Genomic DNA, 20,850 nt, shown 5'->3' with positions numbered 1-20,850 from the left:
CCAGGTTTGCTTTATTTCGGCATTTTTCTGCTGAAAATAGCTATAGCTGCCTTTGGGTTTGGTAAAGTTAAATATTGTTTTTATTATTGCAACTCAATTGCATTAATAATTTATGAAACGCCGGAACACCCCCGCCAAGCAAGCCGTCCTGAATTTACTGAATACTTCCCAGGCGGCCCTGAGCCAGGAACTGATCGAGCAAACCCTGAAAGGAACCATGGACCGGGTTACGGTTTACCGGGTACTGAACAGTTTTTGCGAAGATGGCCTGGTGCATAAGATCGTTTCGGACGACGGGAAGAGTTACTTTGCGCTTTGCCAAGGTTGCCAGGAAACGCATCACCATCACGACCATTTTCATTTCCGCTGCCTGAATTGCCAGAAGGTTGAATGTTTGCAGGAAGAAGTGAAGGTTAAAATTCCGGCGGGTTACCGGGTTGAAAGCATGAATTGCCTGCTCACGGGTTATTGCAAAGCCTGCGCTTAAAGGTAAATTTCGGGCATAAAAAAACGCTATCCTTTTTAGGTAAAAAAGGATAGCGTTTCAGAATTGGTTTTTAGATTATCCATTACCTTTCGGCAATTTCTTTTACTTTTTGCAGCGCTTCCGGGTAGGTTTTCCGGAAGTAATCTTCGTGGCTTTCTTCAGTATCCATTTCAACTTTCAGGTCCGTTACGCCGTTAGTTTCGGAGAGATGGTAGTTTTCCATGGCGCCGTACCAGCTGTGGGTGGTGGGGTCGGAGGGTTGTTCCTGGCCGTCTTTTATTTCGCCGAGGTGTTTGATCTCCATCAGTTCGTTCGGAATAACTTTCTGGATCTGGCTGTACATGCCGCCACTGCCATCGCCGCCTAAGAACTGTACTTTGCTGCCTTCTTTCCAATCAGTAACGGCCCGGGAACCTTCGCCGAAAACGCTGGTCCATTCGCGGTAGGTGGCATCGTTGAAAAGCGTTTCCCAGACTTTGGCTTTCGGGGCGTTGATGCTTACGGTGTAGTTTAATCTTTTCATAGAACTTGGTTTAGAGGTGGTTAGAGTTTAAAGTTCTGAATTTTCCGGGAATAAAAAAACGCTATACTTTTAAGGTGGGAAAGTATAGCGTTTTAGCTTCTGTGTTTAGTATCAGGTAGCTGTTTTTAGTCTTCCGGAGGAGGACTGAAAACTTATACATGGAATTGGAAGTCTCCGACTTCCGTACGCCACCACGATTTCCCGGGAAGTTTATTTGCGTGTAGTAGCGCCGTCAGAGACGGCTTGTTTCATTTTAACTTTGAAGTCCTCCTGCGGAAGACTCCAAAGAGCAGGTTAAATGGTGGTAGTTTAGAGTTGCGGAATTTTCGGGAATAAAAAAACGCTATGGTTTTTGGGTGAGAAAGTATAGTGTTTTGGAGATAGACTATAATTGTCAGGGTGAGTTAAATAAAATAATGGTGAATATTTTATAAGCTTTATTATTTAAAAATCTTTTTTTCTTCTGCCGTCAAATTATCAAATTCCTCTTTTAAAATTCCGACAATTTCATTTTCTCCAATGCCTCTAATATTAACCTTTTTTGTAATAAATTTTTCACTCCATTTTTTTGACATTGAATCAGGATTAATTCCTCTACGAGAAAAACAAAATCCTAAAGTAGATAATTTTTGTAACCTCGCTGACATATTTATACATGGCCCCACAAAATCCTCACCATTTCCAACAGAATAAATTGCACCCCGAGCAATCCCGCATCTTAGTTTCTTTGGAGCGTCTACAATTTTTTTTGAAATTTCAGGATAAAACTCATTTGTATATTTTTTACAAATAATCTGCATAGAAATGACTATGTTGGTTATTTCATTCTCCGCCATTTTCTCAGTATCCCAAAGAAATAATAACCCATCACCGAGGAATTTTGATAAAAATGGAAAAGCTGAATAAAGTTCATAACCTTCGGGATGTTCTTGTACAATCAACTCTTCCCTGATTTGTTTGAAAATCCATTTTAAAAATTCGCTCAAATATTCTGGTACAGCAAGTTGAGGGTCTATTTGTTTACAAAAATTAGTAAACCCCTCTAAGTCGAACATTATACTTAAACCGTTTATTAGATTGGATTTATTTTCAATATTGCCTAAGCCTAAAATACTTTCTGAAAAGCTTTCATAATTGTCTTTTTTTATGATGGCTCTTTTTTCTCCTGCGATGGTAATAGTGTTTTCAATAGTTTTAAATACTTTCATATTTTTTCTTTTAATTAAGAAACAGATTTACATTCAAATAACATAAAATCTAAATGTATAACAAAGCCGTTGCTAAATAAAAAAACGCTATACCTTCCCAGCAGAAAAGTATAGCGTTTCAATTAAGAAACTTAATCTAAACCTAGTACTAAGTTAAGAGTGTCAGTTTTATCAAGCCTTCACCACAACCGTTTCGGTTCTCTCATTTGGGCTGATGAATTGATAAACCAAGCCGGCTAAAATGGCCCCGGCAATAGGAGCTACCCAGAACAACCACAACTGCTCTATGGCCCAGCCGCCTACAAATATGGCCTGGCTGGTGCTCCGCGCCGGGTTAACCGAGGTATTGGTAACCGGAATACTGATCAGGTGCACCAGCGTTAAACAAAGACCGATGGCAATGCCCGCTAAGCCGGCCGGCGCTTTCGGGTAGGTAGAACCCAGGATGATGAAAATAAACATAAACGTCATCACCAGTTCGGTTACCAGCGCGGCCGTTAACGAGTAACCGCCGGGCGAATGTTCGCCGTAGCCGTTGGCCGCAAAACCACCGAGCTCAAAACCCGGTTTGCCGCTGGCAATCAGGTAAAGAATGCCGGCTCCGGCAATGCCGCCTAAAACCTGGGCTACAATATAAGGCAAAAGGTCTTTTTTATCGAAGCGTCCGCCCACCCATAAACCAATGGAAACGGCCGGGTTTAAATGGCAACCCGATATGTGACCGATGGCGTAGGCCATGGAAAGTACCGTTAAACCAAAAGCCAGGGAAACGCCCACGAACCCAATTCCCAATTCGGGAAAGGCCGCCGCTAAAACTGCGCTGCCGCAGCCACCTAAAACTAACCACATGGTTCCAATAAATTCTGCTGCTGCTTTTTTCATTTTTCTGATTTTATAGTATTCATGAATTTTGATCGGGCTTAAAAGTATAGGAACGCGTTGTTGAATTCATGAACCTGCCTGTATTTAAACCAAAAGCAATTCCTGAAGCCGATTAAACTGTTACATGTTTCCTGCAAAGGCAGGAAGTTAGTTTTTAACGATAGCCTTTGGTTTGGGAATTGCAGGTAACGTAACTATAATTGTTTGGCTGCCAGAATGTTTAAGTTCGGGGCATAAAAAAACGCTATACTTTTTCATCAGAAAAGTATAGCGTTTTTAAAAAAAATCCGGATACCAGTTACCTGATACCAGCGACCAAATTAGTATCCCAGAATTTTCAGCATCGATTCCTGCGTTTGTTCTTCCGCAAACAACCACGTTTTCAAAGTCCCGTCTTCTTCGCGGTCGATGATCACGTGTTTTGGCGACGGGATGAGGCAGTGCTTGATGCCGCCGTAGCCGCTGAGGCTTTCCTGGTAGGCGCCCGTATGAAAGAAGCCGATGTAAAGCGGTTCGGTTTCCTGCTTTTTGAACTTCGGCAAAAACACCTGGAACGAGTGCATTTCGGAGTTGTAGTAATCCTGGCTGTCGCAGGTGAGGCCGCCGAGGTTGAGGCGCTGGTACGGTTTATCCCACTGGTTTATGGCCATGAGAATATAACGCTGGTTCAAAGCCCAGGTGTCCGGCAGATTGGTAATAAACGACCCGTCGATCATATACCAAAGCTCCTTGTCGTTCTGCAGTTTGGTATCCAGGATGGAGTACACGTGCGCGCCGCTTTCACCCACGGTATAGATCCCGAATTCGGTGAAAATGTTCGGTTCCGGCACCTCTTCTTCCTTGCAGATCCGCTGGATGGTGCGCAGAATTTCCTCGATCATGTAACGGTAATTGTAATCGAACTGGATGGAAGTTTTGATCGGGAAACCGCCGCCGATATCGATCGTATCTAATTCCGGACAGATCTTTTTCAGCTCGCAGTATTTGTGCACAAAGCGGCTTAATTCACTCCAGTAATACGACGTATCTTTAATGCCCGTATTAATGAAATAATGCAGCATTTTCAGCTGGAAATTCGGGTTATCCTTGATCTTCTTTTTATACAGCTTCAGTACATCGTTGTAATTAATGCCGAGGCGCGAGGTATAGAACTGGAATTTCGGTTCCTCGTCGGAAGCTACGCGAATGCCCAGCTGGCAAGGCTGCGTAACGTGCTCGATGTAATGGTCAATTTCCTCCAGGTTATCGATAACCGGCGTTACGTGGTGGAAACCGTCGTTGATCATTTCGGTGATGTAGTTGCGGTACAGCTCACGCTTGTAACCGTTACAAACCACAAAAATATCTTTGTCTACTTTGCCTTTTTCGTACAACGACCGGATGATCGGAATATCGAAGGATGAAGACGTTTCGATGTGAATATTATTTTTCAGCGCCTCTTCCAGCACAAAACTAAAATGCGACGATTTGGTGCAATAGCAATAGGTATAACTTCCCTGGTAATTCAGTTTTTCCATGCTTTCTTTAAAGAGCAGCTTGGCTTTCTGGATCTGGGAACTGATCTTGGGCAGATACGTGAGGCGTAGCGGCGTGCCGTATTCCTTCACGATCTCCATCATGGGGATCTCATTGAAAAAAAGCTCGTTGTTTTCCACCCGGAATTCTTCGGTCGGGAAATCGAACGTCTGATTGATCAGATCGATGTATTTATCCATTTACTGGTTGTGGTTAAGGCAAAAATTTGCGGTACAAAGGTATGAACAACTAACCTAAAACGAGTTAAAATTATTATCGTTATCCGGCAGGTTTTTTTTGCACCCGGTTTTCAGGATTTTTAAGATGGACAGGATTTTTTACACGCGGAAACGGTAGGGTTTTGAAGGGAAAAAGTGTAGCGTTATTCTGCTTGCGTAAAACCACCCCCAAGGCCATCAACTTAAGAAAAAACCCAATTCATTATTTGGCCATTCCAGATGCCGTTTTGAAAGAAACGGAAGATAAAATCAAAATAGAAATTCCTTAAAAACAACGGCAATAAAAAAGGCAACTCTAAAGAGCTGCCTTATCTTTTTCCGGTAAACCTGATCAGGTACGGTTCGGATTATTGAGGTTATCCGGATGATTCGGGTCATTTGGGTTATTCGGGTCATTCGGATTCCGGTTCGGATTCGGATTCATATTAGGCGGGGAATTAGGGGGCTGCTGGTTAGGCGGCATGTTCGGGTTGGTGCTCTCCACTTTTACTTCCGTGCTCCGAACGGTGCCTTCCACCGTAGCATCCCGTTGGGTTACTTCTTTTTTCAGGTTAACCTCTTCCACAACGCGCGCTTCTTTGCCTACCACCGGTACCTCGGCGTGTTCCTTGATCTCGATCTCGCCTTCTTTAAAGGTCTTGATGTCAGCATCCGTTACCGGACGGTTTACCGGGTTGCGTTCCACTTTTACGTGTTCTTCGTGCAGGGTAACATTTTCCTGAACCGGTTTTTCTACAATGCGGGTCCGAAGCCGGGTTGCGCCGGTTTCTACTTCTTTTTTACCAACCTTCATTTGCTCTTCAATTACCGGAACTGCGTCTGTTCTGCTGCCGGAACGGTTTCTGAAAGCTTTATCTTCATCGAAATGTTCCTGTTTGTAAAAGTCCGGATCGGTTCCGGCTCCTGTCGCGCCCCGGTACGTGTTTACCACGGCAGTTTCCATTTCGCGGGTAAATTTGCCTTTTTCGTATAAAGGCAAGGCCCGAAGGTGTTCTGCAGTAACGCCCGGCAAGATCACATCATCGTCAGAAGGGTGTAATTCGGCAAGCCCGATCGGTACTAAAACGTCGCGGGGTTCCAGATCCAGCGCATTGCCTTCCAGATCCATTACGATGTAACGCACCTGCCGGGATTCGGCATCAAAAAGCAGATCCTCTACTTCGCCAATTGTGCGGCCCTGCTGGTCTTTTATGGTCCAGCCAACTATTTTGGGTTCGTTATCGGCAATTTCAAAATTGCTTTCGCTTAAGCTAAGCAAGCGGTTATGGGTATTCTGATCCATTGGTTATTCCTTTTAATATAGTTACACGAAAGAGCACATGAGCCGGGCTCTTTTACACAATTGATAAGCAGGGAAGGACCGGGAATTGAACAGATGGGAAAACTAATTCCTTTCATTATAATGCCCGGCAACGGCAGGTCAGGCAATTCTTTTAAATTCTGAATAAAATGGCTGCGTTTCCAGCGGGGTAACCAGCGCCGTAGTGTTGCCAGTGGTGTCACGCTCTATTTCATCCCGGTCATTCATATCCGTGGTGCCACGGTCGCGCAGGAAATAATAAAGCAAGCCGATAACTACCAGGGCAAGGATCAACCACAACCACCAGGGGTTGCTGCGTTTTGGTTGTACATGTAATTCAGCCATCTGTTTTAGGGTTTAGTGAAAAATCAAGGTTTATACCCGCCAATTTACGGCAGCTTCAGCATTAAGTTTTTATATTTTATCTTGATAAAATTAAATAGTTGCTCGTGGTTCTGGTATGTTAAACCCGCACAGCTGCTGGTCGTAAGGATAGGGCAGGCTAAACGTAAAGCATATGGAAAAGCACCCGGAAGAATTTAATCAGGAAGGTTCCGAAAGAACGGAAAAGCTACCAATAATAGAAGAGCAATTAAAAATAGATAAACGCATTGTTGAGACGGGTAACTTGCGCCTTTTAAAAAAAGTGCACGAAGAAGAACACGAAATTCATGCGCCCCTGATCCACGAAACCGTTACTGTAGAACACGTACCCATTGATCAGTTTGTAGAAGTTATTCCGGAGGTACGGCAGGAGGGCGATACAACCATTTACCCGGTGCTGGAAGAAGTACTGGTAAAACGTCTCCGGCTGGTAGAAGAAGTGCGGGTAACGCGCCACCGCACCGAAACGCCGGCTAACCCGCAAAAGATTACTCTGCGCAAAGAAGAAATACAGGTAGACCGGCAGAACGAGATCCGGATAGAGCCGGTTAACAAGCCGGATCCTGATTCTCCCAACCAGGCTTAATGCTTTGGGTTTTTAGGCTGATAACTGGTGAACTTTCGGATTTTCAGCTTTAAATTTCAGTTCGTATGATCTTCTCTACAGGCCTTCGGTGCTATGCTGCCGGAGGCTTTTTGTTTTACCTGTTTTTGCCGCGAATTTTATTCGAATAAGGTTGCTTCAGCTTGAACAGGGTTCGTTTTATTGCCCGTATTTTCTCATATTTGTAACCGGACTATTAACCGTTTTATGAAGAATGTAAAATTAATTGAAGTTAAATCAGAATTAGGTGCCGGAACGCGGGGTGCCAGCTTAGGAATAGACGCGTTAAAAATTGCCTGTATGGATGCGGGCTCCAACTATTTCACCCGGTTCAATTCCATCGAGGTTCCTAACGATAACTATGTATTGTTCGATAAAAACCTTTTTCCGAGCGCCAAATACATCGATTCGATCTTAGTTACACTTAAAAGCATCAGCGCCACCGTAGCGCAGACCTTTCATTTCGGCATGTTTCCGCTGGTACTTGCCGGCGACCATTCCAATGCGGCCGGAACCATTGCCGGCATAAAAGCGGCTTATCCGAATAGTCGCCTGGGCGTGATCTGGATCGATGCCCATTCCGATATCCATTCGCCTTACACCACGCCTTCGGGCAACATGCACGGCATGAGCCTGGCCATGGCCCTGAACGACGATAACCTGGATTGCCGGGTAAATGAGCCTGAACCGGAAACCGTTTTCTTCTGGAACGCGATCAAAAAAGTAGGGATTCCGGGTCCGAAATTATTGCCGGAAGACCTGGTGTACATCATGGTGCGTTCGTACGAAGTGCCGGAAGAGCACCAGATGAAAAAATACAATATCAAGAATTTCCAGTTCGACGAAGTAAACCAGAAGGGCATTCCGCAGATCGCCAACGAAGCGCTGGAATATCTGAAAGAATGCGACCTGATCTATGTTTCGTTTGACGTAGACAGCCTGGATTCCAAGTTCAGCAAAGGTACCGGAACGCCGGTGGAAATTGGTTTAACCGTTGAGCAGGCCAAAGTTCTTTGCTCTGCACTGGTAAAAGATGCCCGCGTGTGTTGTTTCGAAATGGTAGAAATTAACCCGACGCTGGACACCGAAAACACCATGGCCGAAAATGCCTTCGAGATCCTGGAAGCCACCACGAATTCGTTGGTAGAACGTCTGGGCGGCACAGTTTAGATTTTCACTGATAAGTAGTATTCTTTCCACTCATTTATTGTTATCAAGACGCTAGGAGAGATCTCATCAAGTTAATAGCAGCTTTTATTCTGCCTTTCTTACTTCCTCAAGAGATTTCTCCCTTTGGTCGAAATGACAAAAGAAGTTATCCCGTGCATTCATGAAACGTAAGTCGAAAGGACCCTGCGTAGCAGCCAAGGGAACTTATTAAGCCGTTTTTTATAAAGGTTTAACAGGTTCTTTTGGCCTCCGGTTTTTTAAAGCAAAAGATAACGCCAAAACCTTACCTTTGCACTTTTAACGCTCAAAACCCTACCGTTTCTGATATGAAACAATTAGAACAGAATATCCGCACGGCTTTGGCCGAAGCTTTAAAACATACCTTTTCCATCGAAGTTGATCCGGCTACCATCGTGCTGCAGGAAACCCGCAAGGAATTTGCCGGCACCTTTACCTTCGTTACCTTTCCGTTTACCAAACAAGCCGGCAAAAGTCCGGAGCAAATTGGCCAGGCGCTGGGCGAATATTTAAGGGATAACGCCAGGGAAATTACCGGCTTTAACGTGGTGAAAGGCTTCCTGAACCTGGAAATTGGGGAGACCGTGTGGGTGGAATTGTTCCGCGAAATGGTAGGGAAAACCGACACAAAACTCGCGGATACCGGCAAAAAGATCGTGGTGGAATATTCTTCGCCGAACACCAACAAGCCGTTGCACTTGGGCCATTTGCGCAATAATTTCCTGGGATATTCGGTTTCGGAAATCCTGGAAGCGGCGGGCAATCACGTTACCAAAGTAAACCTGATCAACGACCGCGGCATTCACATCTGCAAAAGCATGCTGGCTTACCAGCTTTTCGGCAACGAAGAAACGCCGGAGCAGGCAGGCATTAAAGGCGACCACCTGGCCGGCCGTTATTACGTAATGTTCGACAAAGCCTACAAGCAGGAAATTGACGAACTGGTGAAAAACGGCATGGACGTGGAAACCGCTAAAAAAGAAGCGCCGCTCATGAAAGAAGCCCAGGAGATGCTGAAGAAATGGGAGCAGGGCGATGCCGAAGTAATGGCTTTGTGGAAGCAAATGAACGCCTGGGTGTACCAGGGCTTCGATGAAACTTATCAGAACATTGGCGTCGATTTTCATAAATATTTCTACGAATCAGAAACCTATTTATTAGGCAAAGAGCGTGTAGATGAAGGCCTGGAAAAAGGCGTATTCTTCAAAAAAGAGAATGGCTCGGTTTGGGTAGATCTGAAAGAAGAAGGCCTGGATGAAAAACTGGTTTTGCGCGCCGACGGTACTTCGGTTTACATTACCCAGGACCTAGGAACTGCCGAACTGAAATACCAGGAATTTGGCTACGATACTTCGGTTTACGTGATCGCCGATGAGCAGAATTACCACATGCAGGTGCTCAAAGCCATCCTGAAGAAACTGGGCAAACCATACGCCGACGGCATTTTTCACTTAAGCTACGGCATGGTAGACTTGCCAAGCGGTAAAATGAAAAGCCGGGAAGGAACCGTGGTAGATGCGGATGAGCTGGTAGCGGAAATGATCGAAACGGCCAAAAATAAAACCGAAGAGCTGGGCAAGATTGAAGGCTTCTCGGAAATGGAAGCAAACGAACTCTACCACAAACTGGCCATGGGCGCGCTCAAGTATTTCCTGCTGAAAGTAGACCCGAAAAAACGGATGCTGTTTAACCCGGAAGAATCCATCGAATTCCAGGGGAATACCGGTCCGTTCATTCAGTATACCCACGCGCGTATTGCCGCCATTCTGCGCAAAGCCGCCGAAATGGATATTGCTTTCGATGCTGCTGCTTTTACCAACTTGCCAGCTTTACACGAAACCGAAGCCGAAGTAATTGTACAGTTGAGCAACTACGAGAAAGTGGTGCAGGAAGCCGCTAATTTGTTTGCCCCAAGCATCATAGCGCAGTATGCTTACGAGTTAGCCAAAGCCTACAACCGTTTCTACACCGAAGTTTCGATCTTCCAGGAAACCGACCAGCAGGCGCGTAGCTTTAGAATCGCGCTTTCGGAGCAGGTGGCGAAAACGATTAAGAAGGCGATGGGCTTGTTGGGAATTCAGGTGCCGGACCGGATGTAGGTTTTGTCTGAATTTGGATTTATTGGATTAAAGGATTGACAGGATTTTGCTGTAAGGACAGATCGAAACCTGTCGCACTTTTTTAAGGGAAAAGGATAGCGTTTTTAAAATAGTTTTAGATGAATAATAAAATTATTGATTATAGAACAGTATCTTATTTCTTTAATAATTCCGCTGGCTTTGCATATGTTGCTCTATTAGCAGCAGTAGTTAGCCTATTCTTTGGTTTTCGATTTCCTTGGTTATTTTTAGGCACCTTAATTTTTGGTAGTTTATTTCTTCTTGTGACAACTACCCACTATGGATTGGTGATAAATTTAATTGATCGGACGTATGATAATTATATTTGGATTTTAGGTTTTCGCAAGCATAATTTAAATTCATTCCAGGAAATAGAGTTCTGTTTTATTCAGCAGAGTCAATACAAATATATTGTTCGATCTAATCCTTGGAATTCAAATGAATTTAATAAAAAGACTTACAATGGATATTTGAAATTTTCGAATGGTGTGAAAGTGCATTTAACGCAAAGTCTGAAAAAAAGTGAAGTCGTATATGAATTAAAGGGAATTTGCAAAGATTTGAATATTCCCTTATTTGATGCCACGAGCGGAAAACGAGAGGTTTTATGATCATTGTGAAGTACAGACTGATTTTTTTTAACAAAACCTTTCCGTCAAAATCCAGTTACCAAAAAATGAAAAAAGCAGTATACATCTTTTTAGCGTTGGCAGCATTCGGTTGTCAGCAGAAAGAAACTCCTAAAGCATCTACAACTATGTCACAAATGGAAGGTACTTTTGAGCAGGCCCGCGTGCCGGCTCAGTCGATTTATGATTTCGAATTCAAGACTTTGCAGGGCGAAGATATTGTGCTCAGCAATTATAAAGGCCGCAAAATGCTGATCGTGAATACGGCTTCGGAATGCGGTTATACGCCGCAATACAAAGAACTGCAGGAACTGTATGACAAACACGGCGATAAAGTAGTAGTACTTGGTTTTCCGGCTAATAATTTCGGCGGACAGGAACCGGGATCGAATCAGGAAATTGCGGCGTTCTGCGAAAAGAATTTCGGCGTAACGTTCCCGGTTTTCGAGAAGATTTCGGTAGCCGGCGACGACATGCATCCGTTCTATAAATTCCTTTCCAGCAAAGAACTGAACGGCGTGACCGACGAAAAACCGAACTGGAATTTCTGCAAATACCTGATCGATGAGAATGGCAAGGTTCAGGCCTTTTTCAATTCTAAAGTAAGCCCGATGAGCAACGAAATGCTGACGGCCATTCATAAATAAGACTTTTTATACTGTTTTGCCTACCGATTTTCAAATGAATCATAACGTGAACGCCGAAGCACCGGGAAAACTGAAAGCCTGGGTTTCGGCGTTTCGCTTGCGCACGCTGCCGCTGGCTTTGAGCAGTATTTTTATGGGCGGATTCCTGGCGGCTACCCAGTTGGCCTTCGATCCGGTAGTATTGGGGTTGTGTATTCTTACCACGCTGTTTTTGCAGATCCTCTCGAACCTGGCCAACGATTACGGCGATTCGGTGCATGGCGCGGATCACGCGGAAAGAAAAGGTCCGAAACGCGCGGTGCAGGCCGGACTTATTTCTGCCAAAGAAATGAAAACCGGCATCGTGGTTTTTAGTTTGCTTTCCCTGGTTTCCGGGTTAGGTTTACTTTGGTTTAGTTTCGGGAGTGAAGGCATTTATTTATTCCTGCTTTTCCTTGCTTTGGGTTTGGCGGCGATCTGGGCGGCTATTACTTACACCAACGGTCCGAAACCTTACGGCTACGCCGGCTTAGGCGATATTTCGGTTTTTTTGTTCTTTGGTTTGGTGGGCGTTCTGGGTACCGTTTATCTGCAAAGTCAGGAGTTTAGCCTGAGCCATATTTTACCGGCAGCCGCGTGCGGTTTTTTTGCCACCGGTGTGCTGAACGTAAACAATATCCGTGATATTGTTTCCGATAAACTGGCCGGTAAAAACTCGGTTCCGGTGCGGTTGGGCACTAAAAATGCCCGCATTTACCACTGGTTTTTACTCATTGCCGGCATGGCTTGCGCGGTTGGTTTCGTTTTCTGGCGGTTCTTTGGGCCGTGGCAATTCCTGTTTGTGCTGAGTTTTCCGTTCTTTATATACAACGGCGTACAGGTTTCTAAAAAACAGCAACCTGCTGAACTCGATCCTTATTTAAAGCAGCTTTCACTAAGTACGTTGCTTTTCGTGTTTCTTTTCGGAATAGGGCTCGCGTTGAGCTTGCTGTAATTGCCTTTGCTGACGCTTAACGCTTGCGCCAGGAATGCATTTTTCAAAAGAAGAATCCTGAACTTTCTTTCAATCCTGAAAATCGTGTTCAGACAAAAAAAAGCCCCGTAGCAATGCGGGGCTTTACTTTTTTAGCTTAAAACCATACCGTTTTTATTCGGCTGAAGCAGCGTTTTCGGAGGTAGCATTCCCTTCGGAATTCTGTTTGGTTTTCGATTCGCGCTTTGGTACAAAAGGAACGATCGGCCGGTTGTTGTCTACTTCTGCTTTGGGCTTTTTGTCCCGGTCGCGGTTCCTGTTCTTGTTGCGGGTTTTATTTTCGCGGGTTTCTGTGCCGGAAACCATAGCGTTTTCTCCGGCTTCAGGGTTTGGGCTTGCCGCTTTTGGAGCGGGTTTACGTTCACCTTGCGGGCGCGGAGCGCGGGTTTCTTTGCGGTCACCGCTTCTTGGTTTGCCGCCTTTCTTATCTCTGCTGCCTCCGCGTTTTTCCGGTTTAGCGTTCGGGTCGTATTCCGGGCCTTTTCCTAAGAAATCGGGCAGGTCAAATTTCGGTACTTCTTTTTCGATCAGGCGTTCGATGCGCGGGATCTTGTACATATCCTTCTCGTTCACAAACGTGAGGGCCGTTCCCGTGGCAGCGGCGCGGGCCGTACGGCCAATGCGGTGAATGTAATCTTCGGCGTCCTGCGGCATATCGAAATTCACCACGTGCGAAATATTGTCGATATCGATGCCGCGTGACATGATATCGGTAGCCACCAGGATCTGGTATTTTTTATTCCGGAAGCCCAGCAATACTTTCTCCCTTTCGTCCTGCTCAATATCAGATTGAATACCTTCGGCGGTAAAGCCCAGTTTCTGAAGCGAGCGCACAATGGAATTCACGTTCGATTTCCGGGAAGTGAACACGATCATGCTTGAAACTTCCAGGCCGTTGATCAGGCTTTCCAGTAAAGGCAGTTTCTGGCTGTCGTAAGTAAAATAGAAGCGCTGGTCAATGTTTTCGGCAGGTTTTGAAACGGCTAAGCTGATCTCGGCCGGCTCATTCAGGATCTTTTTAGCCAAGTCGCGGATCTTGGGCGGCATGGTAGCCGAGAAAAGCAGGGTCTGGCGTTTCTTCGGAAGTTCGGCTACAATGCGCATGATATCATCCATAAAGCCCATGTCCAGCATCTTGTCGGCTTCATCCAATACCAGGTATTCCAGTTGATCGAACTTTACATAGCCCATGTTCATGTGCGCGATCAGGCGGCCGGGCGTGGCTACTATTATATCGGCACCCGAAGTAAGGGCTTTCTTTTGCTGGTCCCAGCTGTCGCCTTTGCTGCCGCCATAAATAGCAATGCTCTGCGCGGAAACAAAATAGGAGAGGCCTTCCACCTGGTCATCGATCTGTTTAGCGAGTTCGCGGGTGGGTACTAAAATCAGAGTGCTGGTATGGTCGTGGCCGGCGTGGGAAATGCGGTCTAATAAAGGAATAAGGTAAGCGCCGGTTTTGCCGGTTCCCGTCTGGGCGCAGGCAATGAGGTCTTTCTTTTCCAGAATAACAGGAATGGCTTGCTGCTGTACCGGGGTGGCATTTTTAAAACCCATGGCATTGATGCCGGAAAGCAGGTCGTCGTGCAGGTCAAAGGAGTCGAAGGAAACGGTATCCATTTCGGTATAAAAAGTCAGTTCAGTAAAAAAATAAAAACGCTGTAAAAGCGCTGAGTAAAAGTACATAAAAAACCTGGTCAATAACAGCATAATATTAATCGTCTGAATTTGAGATGCCTGATGGCTTCAAATTGCACTTATTCTAAAGGGGAATTTCCGAATATAGTATCCTTTTGCCAGCTTACTTCAAGTCTTAGTGAATTATATGGGAAACCCCTTTCTTAGATAAATTAAATATAGGTAGTTGCAGATAGTTGTAAAAAATGAGGTGAATAGGCTTATAAATCATGTTAAAGTAGTTGTTTGTTGTACTTTTTCAATAATAGTACGGGATTATAAATCTGTAAACGCTTTTAAGTGCAACTGGAAGTGCTTCGGGGCGTTAAACCCCCATATAAGAAATTACCGAAAATCGATTCAAAAATTGAACTGAAAAAATGAAGAAAATTTAACTATTCCAAGCTATGAAAACTAACTTACTTACTTCCGTATTTTTATTTATGTCGCTGCTGTTCCTTAATCCTTCCGCCATTGCGCAGAAGTCAGCGAAAACCAACAGTCCCTGCAACACTTCGCAGCCAAGACCAATAACCGGCAACCAGCATCCCTGCCCCGGCACATTAGAAACCTATTGCATTGATAACAGCCGCGGCTATACTTCCTTTGAATGGGATGTGCCAAGAGCCCACGCTGGCAACCCGCCAACCGGTTGGGAGATCGTTTCCGGACAAGGCACCAACTGCGTAACCGTAAGAGTAGGTACCAAATCGGGAACCATGAAAGTGAAAGTAAACGACCCGATCTGCGGCACCAAAGTAGCAACCCTCCCGGTTAAACCAAGCAAAGGCTTTATTGTAGATGTAGACGGTCCTGATTCAGTTTGTGTGAATGTAAATCAAACCTACGAAGCCACAGTAGCAGACTCTTTAGGCCGCGGCAACGGCAACGGCAATGGCCAGGTGAAAGGTAACTTTGCTTATAACTGGACTGTACCAGCCGGCTGGACGATTGTAAGCGGACAAGGCACCAAGACCTTAACCGTAACTCCAGGTGCAACCGACGGTAAAGTAAGCGTAACAGCAACTTTCGCTTCTAACGGAAACAGCGGCAACGGCAACAACGGTAACGGAGTAGGCGGCTACAAAGGCTACTGCAACACAATCGCTTCCGACGGCATAGATGTAGATGTAAACAACAATTGCGGTACGCCGCCGGTTTGCAACATTATTGCTGAAATTGCCGGACCAGATACTGTTTGTGCTTATAACGACGAACCATATACCTTTACCACACCAGCTCAAAACAACGCCACTTATACCTGGAGTATTCCAGCCGATTGGACCCTCGATTCAGGACAAGGTACTAACAGCATCACCGTTTTTGCCGGCTTCGACCCAGGTGACGTAACCGTAACAGTAACGAATAACTGCGGAACTGCAACTGATACTGAGTATGTGTTTGTAAACGAAGATTGCGGCAACATTAACCCGCTGCCGGTAGAGCTAATCAGTTTCAATGGTGCTGCCACTTCCGAAGGAATTTCGCTGAACTGGTCTACTGCCACCGAGAAAAACAACGATCGTTTTGAAGTACAACGCAGCCAGGACGGCCGTTCTTTCGAAACCGTAGGTACAGTGAAAGGTAACGGTAACAGCAGCAACTTACTGAAATATAGCTTCCTCGATAAAAACGTTGCCAACGGCCTGAACTACTACAGATTACGCCAGGTAGATTTCGACGGCAAGTTTGAATTCAGCAAAGTAATTGCAGTAAGTTCTAAAGGTGGAAAAGATGCCGGAATCACAGTTTACCCGAACCCTTCTACCGATGGCGTGTTCAATGTAAGATCAACTGAACCAACCACGGCAACGCTGCAGATCCTGGATATGAGTGGCCGCGTGCTGCACACCAGACAGATCACCAACGCCACCGAAATTAACGTAGATGGCCGCAGCTTAGGCATGAGACCTGGTTTATACCTGGTAAACCTGAAAGCGGGCGATAAAGTAAGCGTTCAAAAACTGATCATTAAATAAGTAAGTAGTTAAGTAGTAATCATACTGGGAAAACCACCGGCCATTGGCCGGTGGTTTTTTTGTGTTTATTAAAACGCTATCGTTTCAGGCAGAAAAAGTGCCGGCGAATTGTGGAATAAAAAACGCTATCTGATTGGGTAGAAAAAGTGCTTTGCCTTAAAACGGTAGGCTTTTGGAGGTAAAAAGTAAAGTGTGCTGAATTCCAGTTGCAGGATTTGCTTTGTTATTATTAGTTTTTATATTTGAAAATCAAGCAATCTTAAACCTTCATCACCCCTCACTTTTTATGGAAGAAATTTACCAGGCCTCTTCGGCTGCCGAAGTGCCGCAAACGTTTGCATTTAAAGGCAAAGGCTCCGAGTTATTCGGTATTCAGTTGCCCAACTGGGTGCTTACCGTAGTTACCCTCGGTATTTATTATCCCTGGGCCAAAGCCGAAAAACTGAAATACCTGTACCAGAAAACCGAATTTGCCGGCAGCCGCTTTAAGTTTCATGGCACCGGTAAAGAAATGTTCAGGGGCTTTATTAAAGCTGTTTTTTTGATTGGTTTAATAATAGGGGTTACAATCGCCTTGTTTGTAAAACTGCCCGAAGAGTCAAAATTCATGGGTACGCTTTTCCTTTATTTATCCATTGGATTGGTTATTCCTATGGCAATTTTCGGCCAGATGCGTTACCGGACATCACGGAGTTCCTGGCGGGGTATTCATTTTAAATATACCGGCGATCTGAAAACGATGTATACCATTTTTTTGAAAGGGATTTTACTAACGCTCGTTACGTTGGGTCTTTACCTGCCGTGGTTTATGGTAGACATCCGGAAAGAAATTATGGGCAATATTCGTTTTGGAAACATTCGTTTCAGTTTCGATGGTGAAGGCGGAGAGTTATTCGGCATTCATTTTAAAGGACGGATGTTAACGATGCTGACGCTCGGGATTTACTTTTTCTGGTATCAGAGCGAATTGCATCAGTTCTATGTAAACAATATTTTGCTGGAACAGGATGGGAAATATTCGCGGCTGGAAGCGAATGTAACTGGTAAAGGTTACTTAAAATTGCTGGTGGGTAATGTGCTTATCATTGTTTTTACGCTGGGTTTAGGTACGCCGTTGGCAACTATCCGTTCCATGAAGTATGTAATTAACAATTCCGAATTGTTCTGTAACTTAGACCTGGAAAATCTGGAACAAGCCGAGCCTGATACCATTGGCGCTGCCATGGAAGACGTTTCCGATATCCTGAATCTTGACCTGGTATAATTGCAACTTATGGCCGTATTCGAAGGCTTGTATTTTAACGGAAAAACCAGTGCCGGCCTGCCGGTTTCGGTAGAATTGCTGCCCACGGAATTTCGCCTCACCACCCGCACCGATGCGGATTTCCTGCGGATCTGGGATACGAACCTGATCGGCCGCAACGATTTTAACGATGCCGAACTGGTAGAATTGCAATACGCCGCTTCGCCGCCCGAATACCTGGAAGTAAAAGATCCGGCCTTTTTCGGCGCTTTAAAAATGCATTATCCCAAAGCTGCTTTTGCCGGTTCGCGCTACGGTTCTTTAATTTCCGGAAATCCGTTGCCGCTTTTAAGTGTGCTGGCCGTTTTTGTGTTGCTGGTGGCCGGAGCGTATTTCTGGCTTATTCCTAAAACCGCGGAAGTTATAGCCGAAAATTTACCGGTAAGCGCGGAAGCGAAGTTAGGCCAGGCCCTGATCGATGGCATGCTCGAAGCCGAGGAAAAAGATTCGGTGAAAACAATGTATGCGCAACGGTTCTTTAATTTGCTACACGCCAGTCCGCAAAGCGGAAAAGTAAGCGTTACGGTGGTAAAACATCGTCAGGCCAACGCTTTTGCAGTTCCCGGCGGTCACATTGTAGTTTACGAACCGATCATTCACCTTACGGATAGCTACGAAGAATTTGCCGGCCTGATTGCCCACGAAAACGCCCACTTGCAACACCGCCATTCGCTCAAAGCCCTGTTCCGCAACCTGTCGAGTTACTTCCTGGTTTCTCTGCTTTTCGGCGATCTGAACGGGATTATGGTGGTGGTGGCCGAAAACGCGAACAGCCTGAAGTCGTTGGAATATAACCGCGAACTGGAAAAAGAAGCCGATATGACAGGTCTTGCCTTGCTGGAACAAAAACACATTGATCCGAACGGCATGGTTGGTCTTTTCAGCGCTTTAAAAGATGAGAAAGAAAACATCGATCTGCCGGAATTTTTAAGCACCCACCCGGTGCTCGATTCGCGCATCAATTATCTGAAAGCTAAAATAGCCAGCCGGAAATTCCGGGTGCAGCAAAACGATTCGCTGCAGTATTACTGGCAGAAACTGAAAGAGAAATCAATTGAATAAATGCCGGATGGCGAGTTTTTACGTAATTTGCCCTACCGTTTTCGAGTTTTAAATTTTTATAAAAACCAATCCGAAACGGTTGGTTTTCTTTTTTATGCTAACTGAACAACCTTTTTCCGGACTTGTAGTGCTCGAGCTGGCCAGCGTTCTGGCCGGTCCCAGCGTAGGGCAGTTTTTTGCTGAACTCGGCGCTACTGTTATAAAAATAGAAAATACCGGCACCCGCGGCGACGTAACCCGCCAATGGAAAGCCCGCACCGAAGATCCGGAAACCGATATCTCAGCCTATTTTTCCTGTGCCAACTGGGGAAAAAGATCGGTAGCTTTAGACCTGAAAAAACCGGCCGCGCTGCAGATCCTGCACAAACTCGTTGCCCAAGCCGATATCGTAGTTGCCAGCTACAAGCCCGGCGACGCTGAAAAACTGCAGGTAGATTATAAAACGCTATCGGAAATCAATCCAAAACTGCTTTACGGCCATATTACCGGTTACGGTCCTGAAAACCCAAGAGCCGGTTATGATGCCGTAATTCAGGCAGAAAGCGGAATAATGTATCTGAACGGCGAGCCGGACGGCCTACCAACCAAAATGCCGGTAGCGTTTGTAGATCTTTTTGCTGCACACCAGTTAAAAGAAGGTTTGCTTACGGCTTTGTACCTGCGCGAAAAAACCGGGAAAGGCCAGTTGGTGCAAATTTCCTTGCTCGATGCGGCTTTAACTTCGCTCGCCAACCAGGGCACTAATTACCTCGTAGCCGGTTTTGAGCCGGAGCGCGCCGGTTCCGAACACCCCAATATTGTTCCATACGGTACCATTTTTACCACTTCCGATCAGAAACAACTTATTTTAGCCATCGGCGATGATCGACAGTTCCGGAATTTATGCCTGATTTTGAGTGCGCCGGAAATTGCCGAAGATGCTTTATTCAGTAAAAACAGCGCGCGCGTAAAGAACCGGCTGGTGCTCAACCAGAAATTAAAAATGCTCATCGCGGGCTTTACCCTGGAATATTTGCTGACCGAATTTGAAAAGCGTTTTGTACCAGCCGGCGCGGTCAGGTCCGTTTCCGAGGCCCTTTCCGGCGAAGCGGCAAAAGCCTTGCAGCTTAGAACGGAACAGGCAGAAAAAGCACTTTCAGGTTTAAAAACGGTAGCGTTCAGGCTCTCAAAAGTCGGAAATGAGGTTTTGTTGCCCCCGCCGCATTACGCTGAGCATACCCGCGAAGTGCTGCTGGAGTTTGCCGGTATGGATCATGAAGGGCTGCAAAACCTGCAGGCCGCAGGAATTATTCAATAACACTCCATGATTTTAGAATTTTAAAACCAATTTTGCCGGAATGAGGTAAGTCTTAAGCAGCATTTCTTAACTTTAAATTTTCAAATTCTAAAAACAGCTTATGGATGACAGACTCGACGCCATCTTTGCAGGTCTTAAACAGAAAACGTCGGCTAAACAGGCCATTTACCGGAACACAAAAAACGCTTTCGATCAATTCAAAAAAGTTTCCATTGACCTGGTAAAAAGGCTTAGCGACCGCGTTACCTCCCTCGATTCTTCAGTCCTGATCGAGTACCGCGATGTCAGCGAATTTGAATTTCACGTTAAAATTTCCGGCGATCTGCTCGTTTTTGTCATGCATTCTAACGTGGTTACTTTTCCGGAAGATTACGACCTGATGAAAACCGAATACGTGGAAGCAGATTTTAAGCGGCGTTTCTTTGGGCACATCATGGCCTATAATTTCATGGCCGACTCTATAAAATATGGCCGCATGAACGATCCCGGGTACTTGCTGGGCCGCTTGCTCATTAATATCGAAAATCATTTTTACCTGGAAGGAGTAGATCAGCTGAACCTGCGTTTCCAGGATCTGGCCCAAAACGTTTTAAACGATGAATCTATTTTGCTGCTCGTAGAAAGCGCCATTATTGCCGCCGTTAACAACGACCTCATGGCACGCGATATAGACGATCTGCGGGTTATTACGGTAAAGCAAAAGCTTGATAACCAGCAAATAAGCCGCAATCAGAAAGTAGGCTTTAACTTCAGCTACGAAGCCAGTCACGACCACGATTAATACTTTTTTACCTCGA

Annotated in this window: 19 protein-coding genes; 12 read left to right on the top strand and 7 right to left on the bottom strand. The window is 45.3% G+C overall.

Features of this window, described 5'->3' with window-relative positions; translation table 11 throughout:
• Positions 1 to 112: 112 nt before the first annotated feature.
• On the top strand, positions 113 to 487 hold the full coding sequence (locus I5M27_RS16700) for a Fur family transcriptional regulator (RefSeq protein ID WP_200507476.1): 375 nt from the start codon (positions 113 to 115) through the stop codon (positions 485 to 487).
• An 82-nt stretch (positions 488 to 569) separates the two neighbouring features.
• Here the strand turns inward: I5M27_RS16700 and I5M27_RS16695 are convergent, their stop codons facing one another.
• From I5M27_RS16695 to I5M27_RS16670, 6 genes are all read right to left on the bottom strand, one after another.
• Positions 570 to 1,010 carry an SRPBCC domain-containing protein gene (locus tag I5M27_RS16695; RefSeq protein WP_200507475.1) on the bottom strand — a complete coding sequence of 147 codons (441 nt, stop codon included), beginning with the start codon at positions 1,008 to 1,010 and terminating at the stop codon, positions 570 to 572.
• Positions 1,011 to 1,450: 440 nt separating this feature from the next.
• Entirely contained in the window at positions 1,451 to 2,218 is a 768-nt protein-coding gene (locus I5M27_RS16690; RefSeq protein ID WP_200507474.1) for a hypothetical protein, read from the bottom strand.
• Positions 2,219 to 2,389: 171 nt separating this feature from the next.
• Positions 2,390 to 3,100 (bottom strand): aquaporin Z, encoded by a 711-nt coding sequence (gene aqpZ / locus I5M27_RS16685; RefSeq protein ID WP_200507472.1) that lies wholly within the window; start codon positions 3,098 to 3,100, stop codon positions 2,390 to 2,392.
• 320 nt (positions 3,101 to 3,420) lie between these two features.
• Positions 3,421 to 4,815, bottom strand: coding sequence for a type III PLP-dependent enzyme domain-containing protein (locus I5M27_RS16680; protein ID WP_200507470.1), 1,395 nt, complete (start codon positions 4,813 to 4,815; stop codon positions 3,421 to 3,423).
• A gap of 370 nt (positions 4,816 to 5,185) precedes the next feature.
• Complete coding sequence (locus I5M27_RS16675; RefSeq protein ID WP_234462569.1) at positions 5,186 to 6,136, bottom strand: DUF2382 domain-containing protein; 951 nt, start codon at positions 6,134 to 6,136, stop codon at positions 5,186 to 5,188.
• A gap of 138 nt (positions 6,137 to 6,274) precedes the next feature.
• On the bottom strand, positions 6,275 to 6,499 hold the full coding sequence (locus I5M27_RS16670; RefSeq protein WP_200507469.1) for a BatA domain-containing protein: 225 nt from the start codon (positions 6,497 to 6,499) through the stop codon (positions 6,275 to 6,277).
• 172 nt (positions 6,500 to 6,671) lie between these two features.
• Between I5M27_RS16670 and I5M27_RS16665 the strand changes: the two genes are divergently transcribed.
• The 6 genes from I5M27_RS16665 to I5M27_RS16640 all read left to right on the top strand — a co-directional run bounded on the left by I5M27_RS16665 (position 6,672) and on the right by I5M27_RS16640 (position 12,699).
• A complete protein-coding gene (locus tag I5M27_RS16665) occupies positions 6,672 to 7,124 on the top strand; it encodes a YsnF/AvaK domain-containing protein (protein ID WP_200507468.1) in 453 nt (150 codons plus the stop codon).
• A gap of 225 nt (positions 7,125 to 7,349) precedes the next feature.
• Positions 7,350 to 8,312: an arginase gene (locus I5M27_RS16660; protein WP_200507466.1), complete on the top strand. Its 963-nt coding sequence runs from the start codon at positions 7,350 to 7,352 to the stop codon at positions 8,310 to 8,312.
• A gap of 326 nt (positions 8,313 to 8,638) precedes the next feature.
• Positions 8,639 to 10,429, top strand: a complete 1,791-nt coding sequence (argS, locus tag I5M27_RS16655) for an arginine--tRNA ligase (RefSeq protein WP_200507465.1) — start codon at positions 8,639 to 8,641, stop codon at positions 10,427 to 10,429.
• 119 nt (positions 10,430 to 10,548) lie between these two features.
• Positions 10,549 to 11,061: a hypothetical protein gene (locus I5M27_RS16650; RefSeq protein ID WP_200507463.1), complete on the top strand. Its 513-nt coding sequence runs from the start codon at positions 10,549 to 10,551 to the stop codon at positions 11,059 to 11,061.
• Between the two features lie 65 nt (positions 11,062 to 11,126).
• Positions 11,127 to 11,726: a glutathione peroxidase gene (locus I5M27_RS16645; protein WP_200507461.1), complete on the top strand. Its 600-nt coding sequence runs from the start codon at positions 11,127 to 11,129 to the stop codon at positions 11,724 to 11,726.
• A gap of 34 nt (positions 11,727 to 11,760) precedes the next feature.
• On the top strand, positions 11,761 to 12,699 hold the full coding sequence (locus I5M27_RS16640; protein WP_200507460.1) for a 1,4-dihydroxy-2-naphthoate polyprenyltransferase: 939 nt from the start codon (positions 11,761 to 11,763) through the stop codon (positions 12,697 to 12,699).
• 153 nt (positions 12,700 to 12,852) lie between these two features.
• Here I5M27_RS16640 and I5M27_RS16635 read toward each other — a convergent pair whose 3' ends face one another.
• Complete coding sequence (locus I5M27_RS16635; protein ID WP_317193614.1) at positions 12,853 to 14,355, bottom strand: DEAD/DEAH box helicase; 1,503 nt, start codon at positions 14,353 to 14,355, stop codon at positions 12,853 to 12,855.
• A gap of 464 nt (positions 14,356 to 14,819) precedes the next feature.
• On the opposite strand from I5M27_RS16635, the gene I5M27_RS16630 reads away from it, so the two are divergent.
• From I5M27_RS16630 to I5M27_RS16610, 5 genes are all read left to right on the top strand, one after another.
• Complete coding sequence (locus tag I5M27_RS16630) at positions 14,820 to 16,391, top strand: T9SS type A sorting domain-containing protein (protein WP_200507459.1); 1,572 nt, start codon at positions 14,820 to 14,822, stop codon at positions 16,389 to 16,391.
• Between the two features lie 286 nt (positions 16,392 to 16,677).
• Positions 16,678 to 17,655, top strand: coding sequence for a YjgN family protein (locus I5M27_RS16625; protein ID WP_200507458.1), 978 nt, complete (start codon positions 16,678 to 16,680; stop codon positions 17,653 to 17,655).
• A 9-nt stretch (positions 17,656 to 17,664) separates the two neighbouring features.
• The gene (locus tag I5M27_RS16620; RefSeq protein WP_200507457.1) at positions 17,665 to 18,756 is read left to right on the top strand and encodes a M48 family metallopeptidase; all 1,092 of its coding nucleotides are present in this window, start codon (positions 17,665 to 17,667) and stop codon (positions 18,754 to 18,756) included.
• Positions 18,757 to 18,850: 94 nt separating this feature from the next.
• Positions 18,851 to 20,053 carry a CaiB/BaiF CoA transferase family protein gene (locus I5M27_RS16615; protein ID WP_200507456.1) on the top strand — a complete coding sequence of 401 codons (1,203 nt, stop codon included), beginning with the start codon at positions 18,851 to 18,853 and terminating at the stop codon, positions 20,051 to 20,053.
• A 100-nt stretch (positions 20,054 to 20,153) separates the two neighbouring features.
• Positions 20,154 to 20,834 carry a hypothetical protein gene (locus tag I5M27_RS16610; protein WP_200507455.1) on the top strand — a complete coding sequence of 227 codons (681 nt, stop codon included), beginning with the start codon at positions 20,154 to 20,156 and terminating at the stop codon, positions 20,832 to 20,834.
• Positions 20,835 to 20,850 lie beyond the last annotated feature (16 nt).

Origin of the sequence: Adhaeribacter terrigena, from assembly GCF_016623615.1 — a bacterium.
In the GTDB taxonomy this organism is placed as follows: Bacteria; Bacteroidota; Bacteroidia; order Cytophagales; family Hymenobacteraceae; genus Adhaeribacter_A; species Adhaeribacter_A terrigena.
Note: the sequence above shows the minus strand (reverse complement) of the source record. Positions and strands in the feature narration are given on the sequence as shown.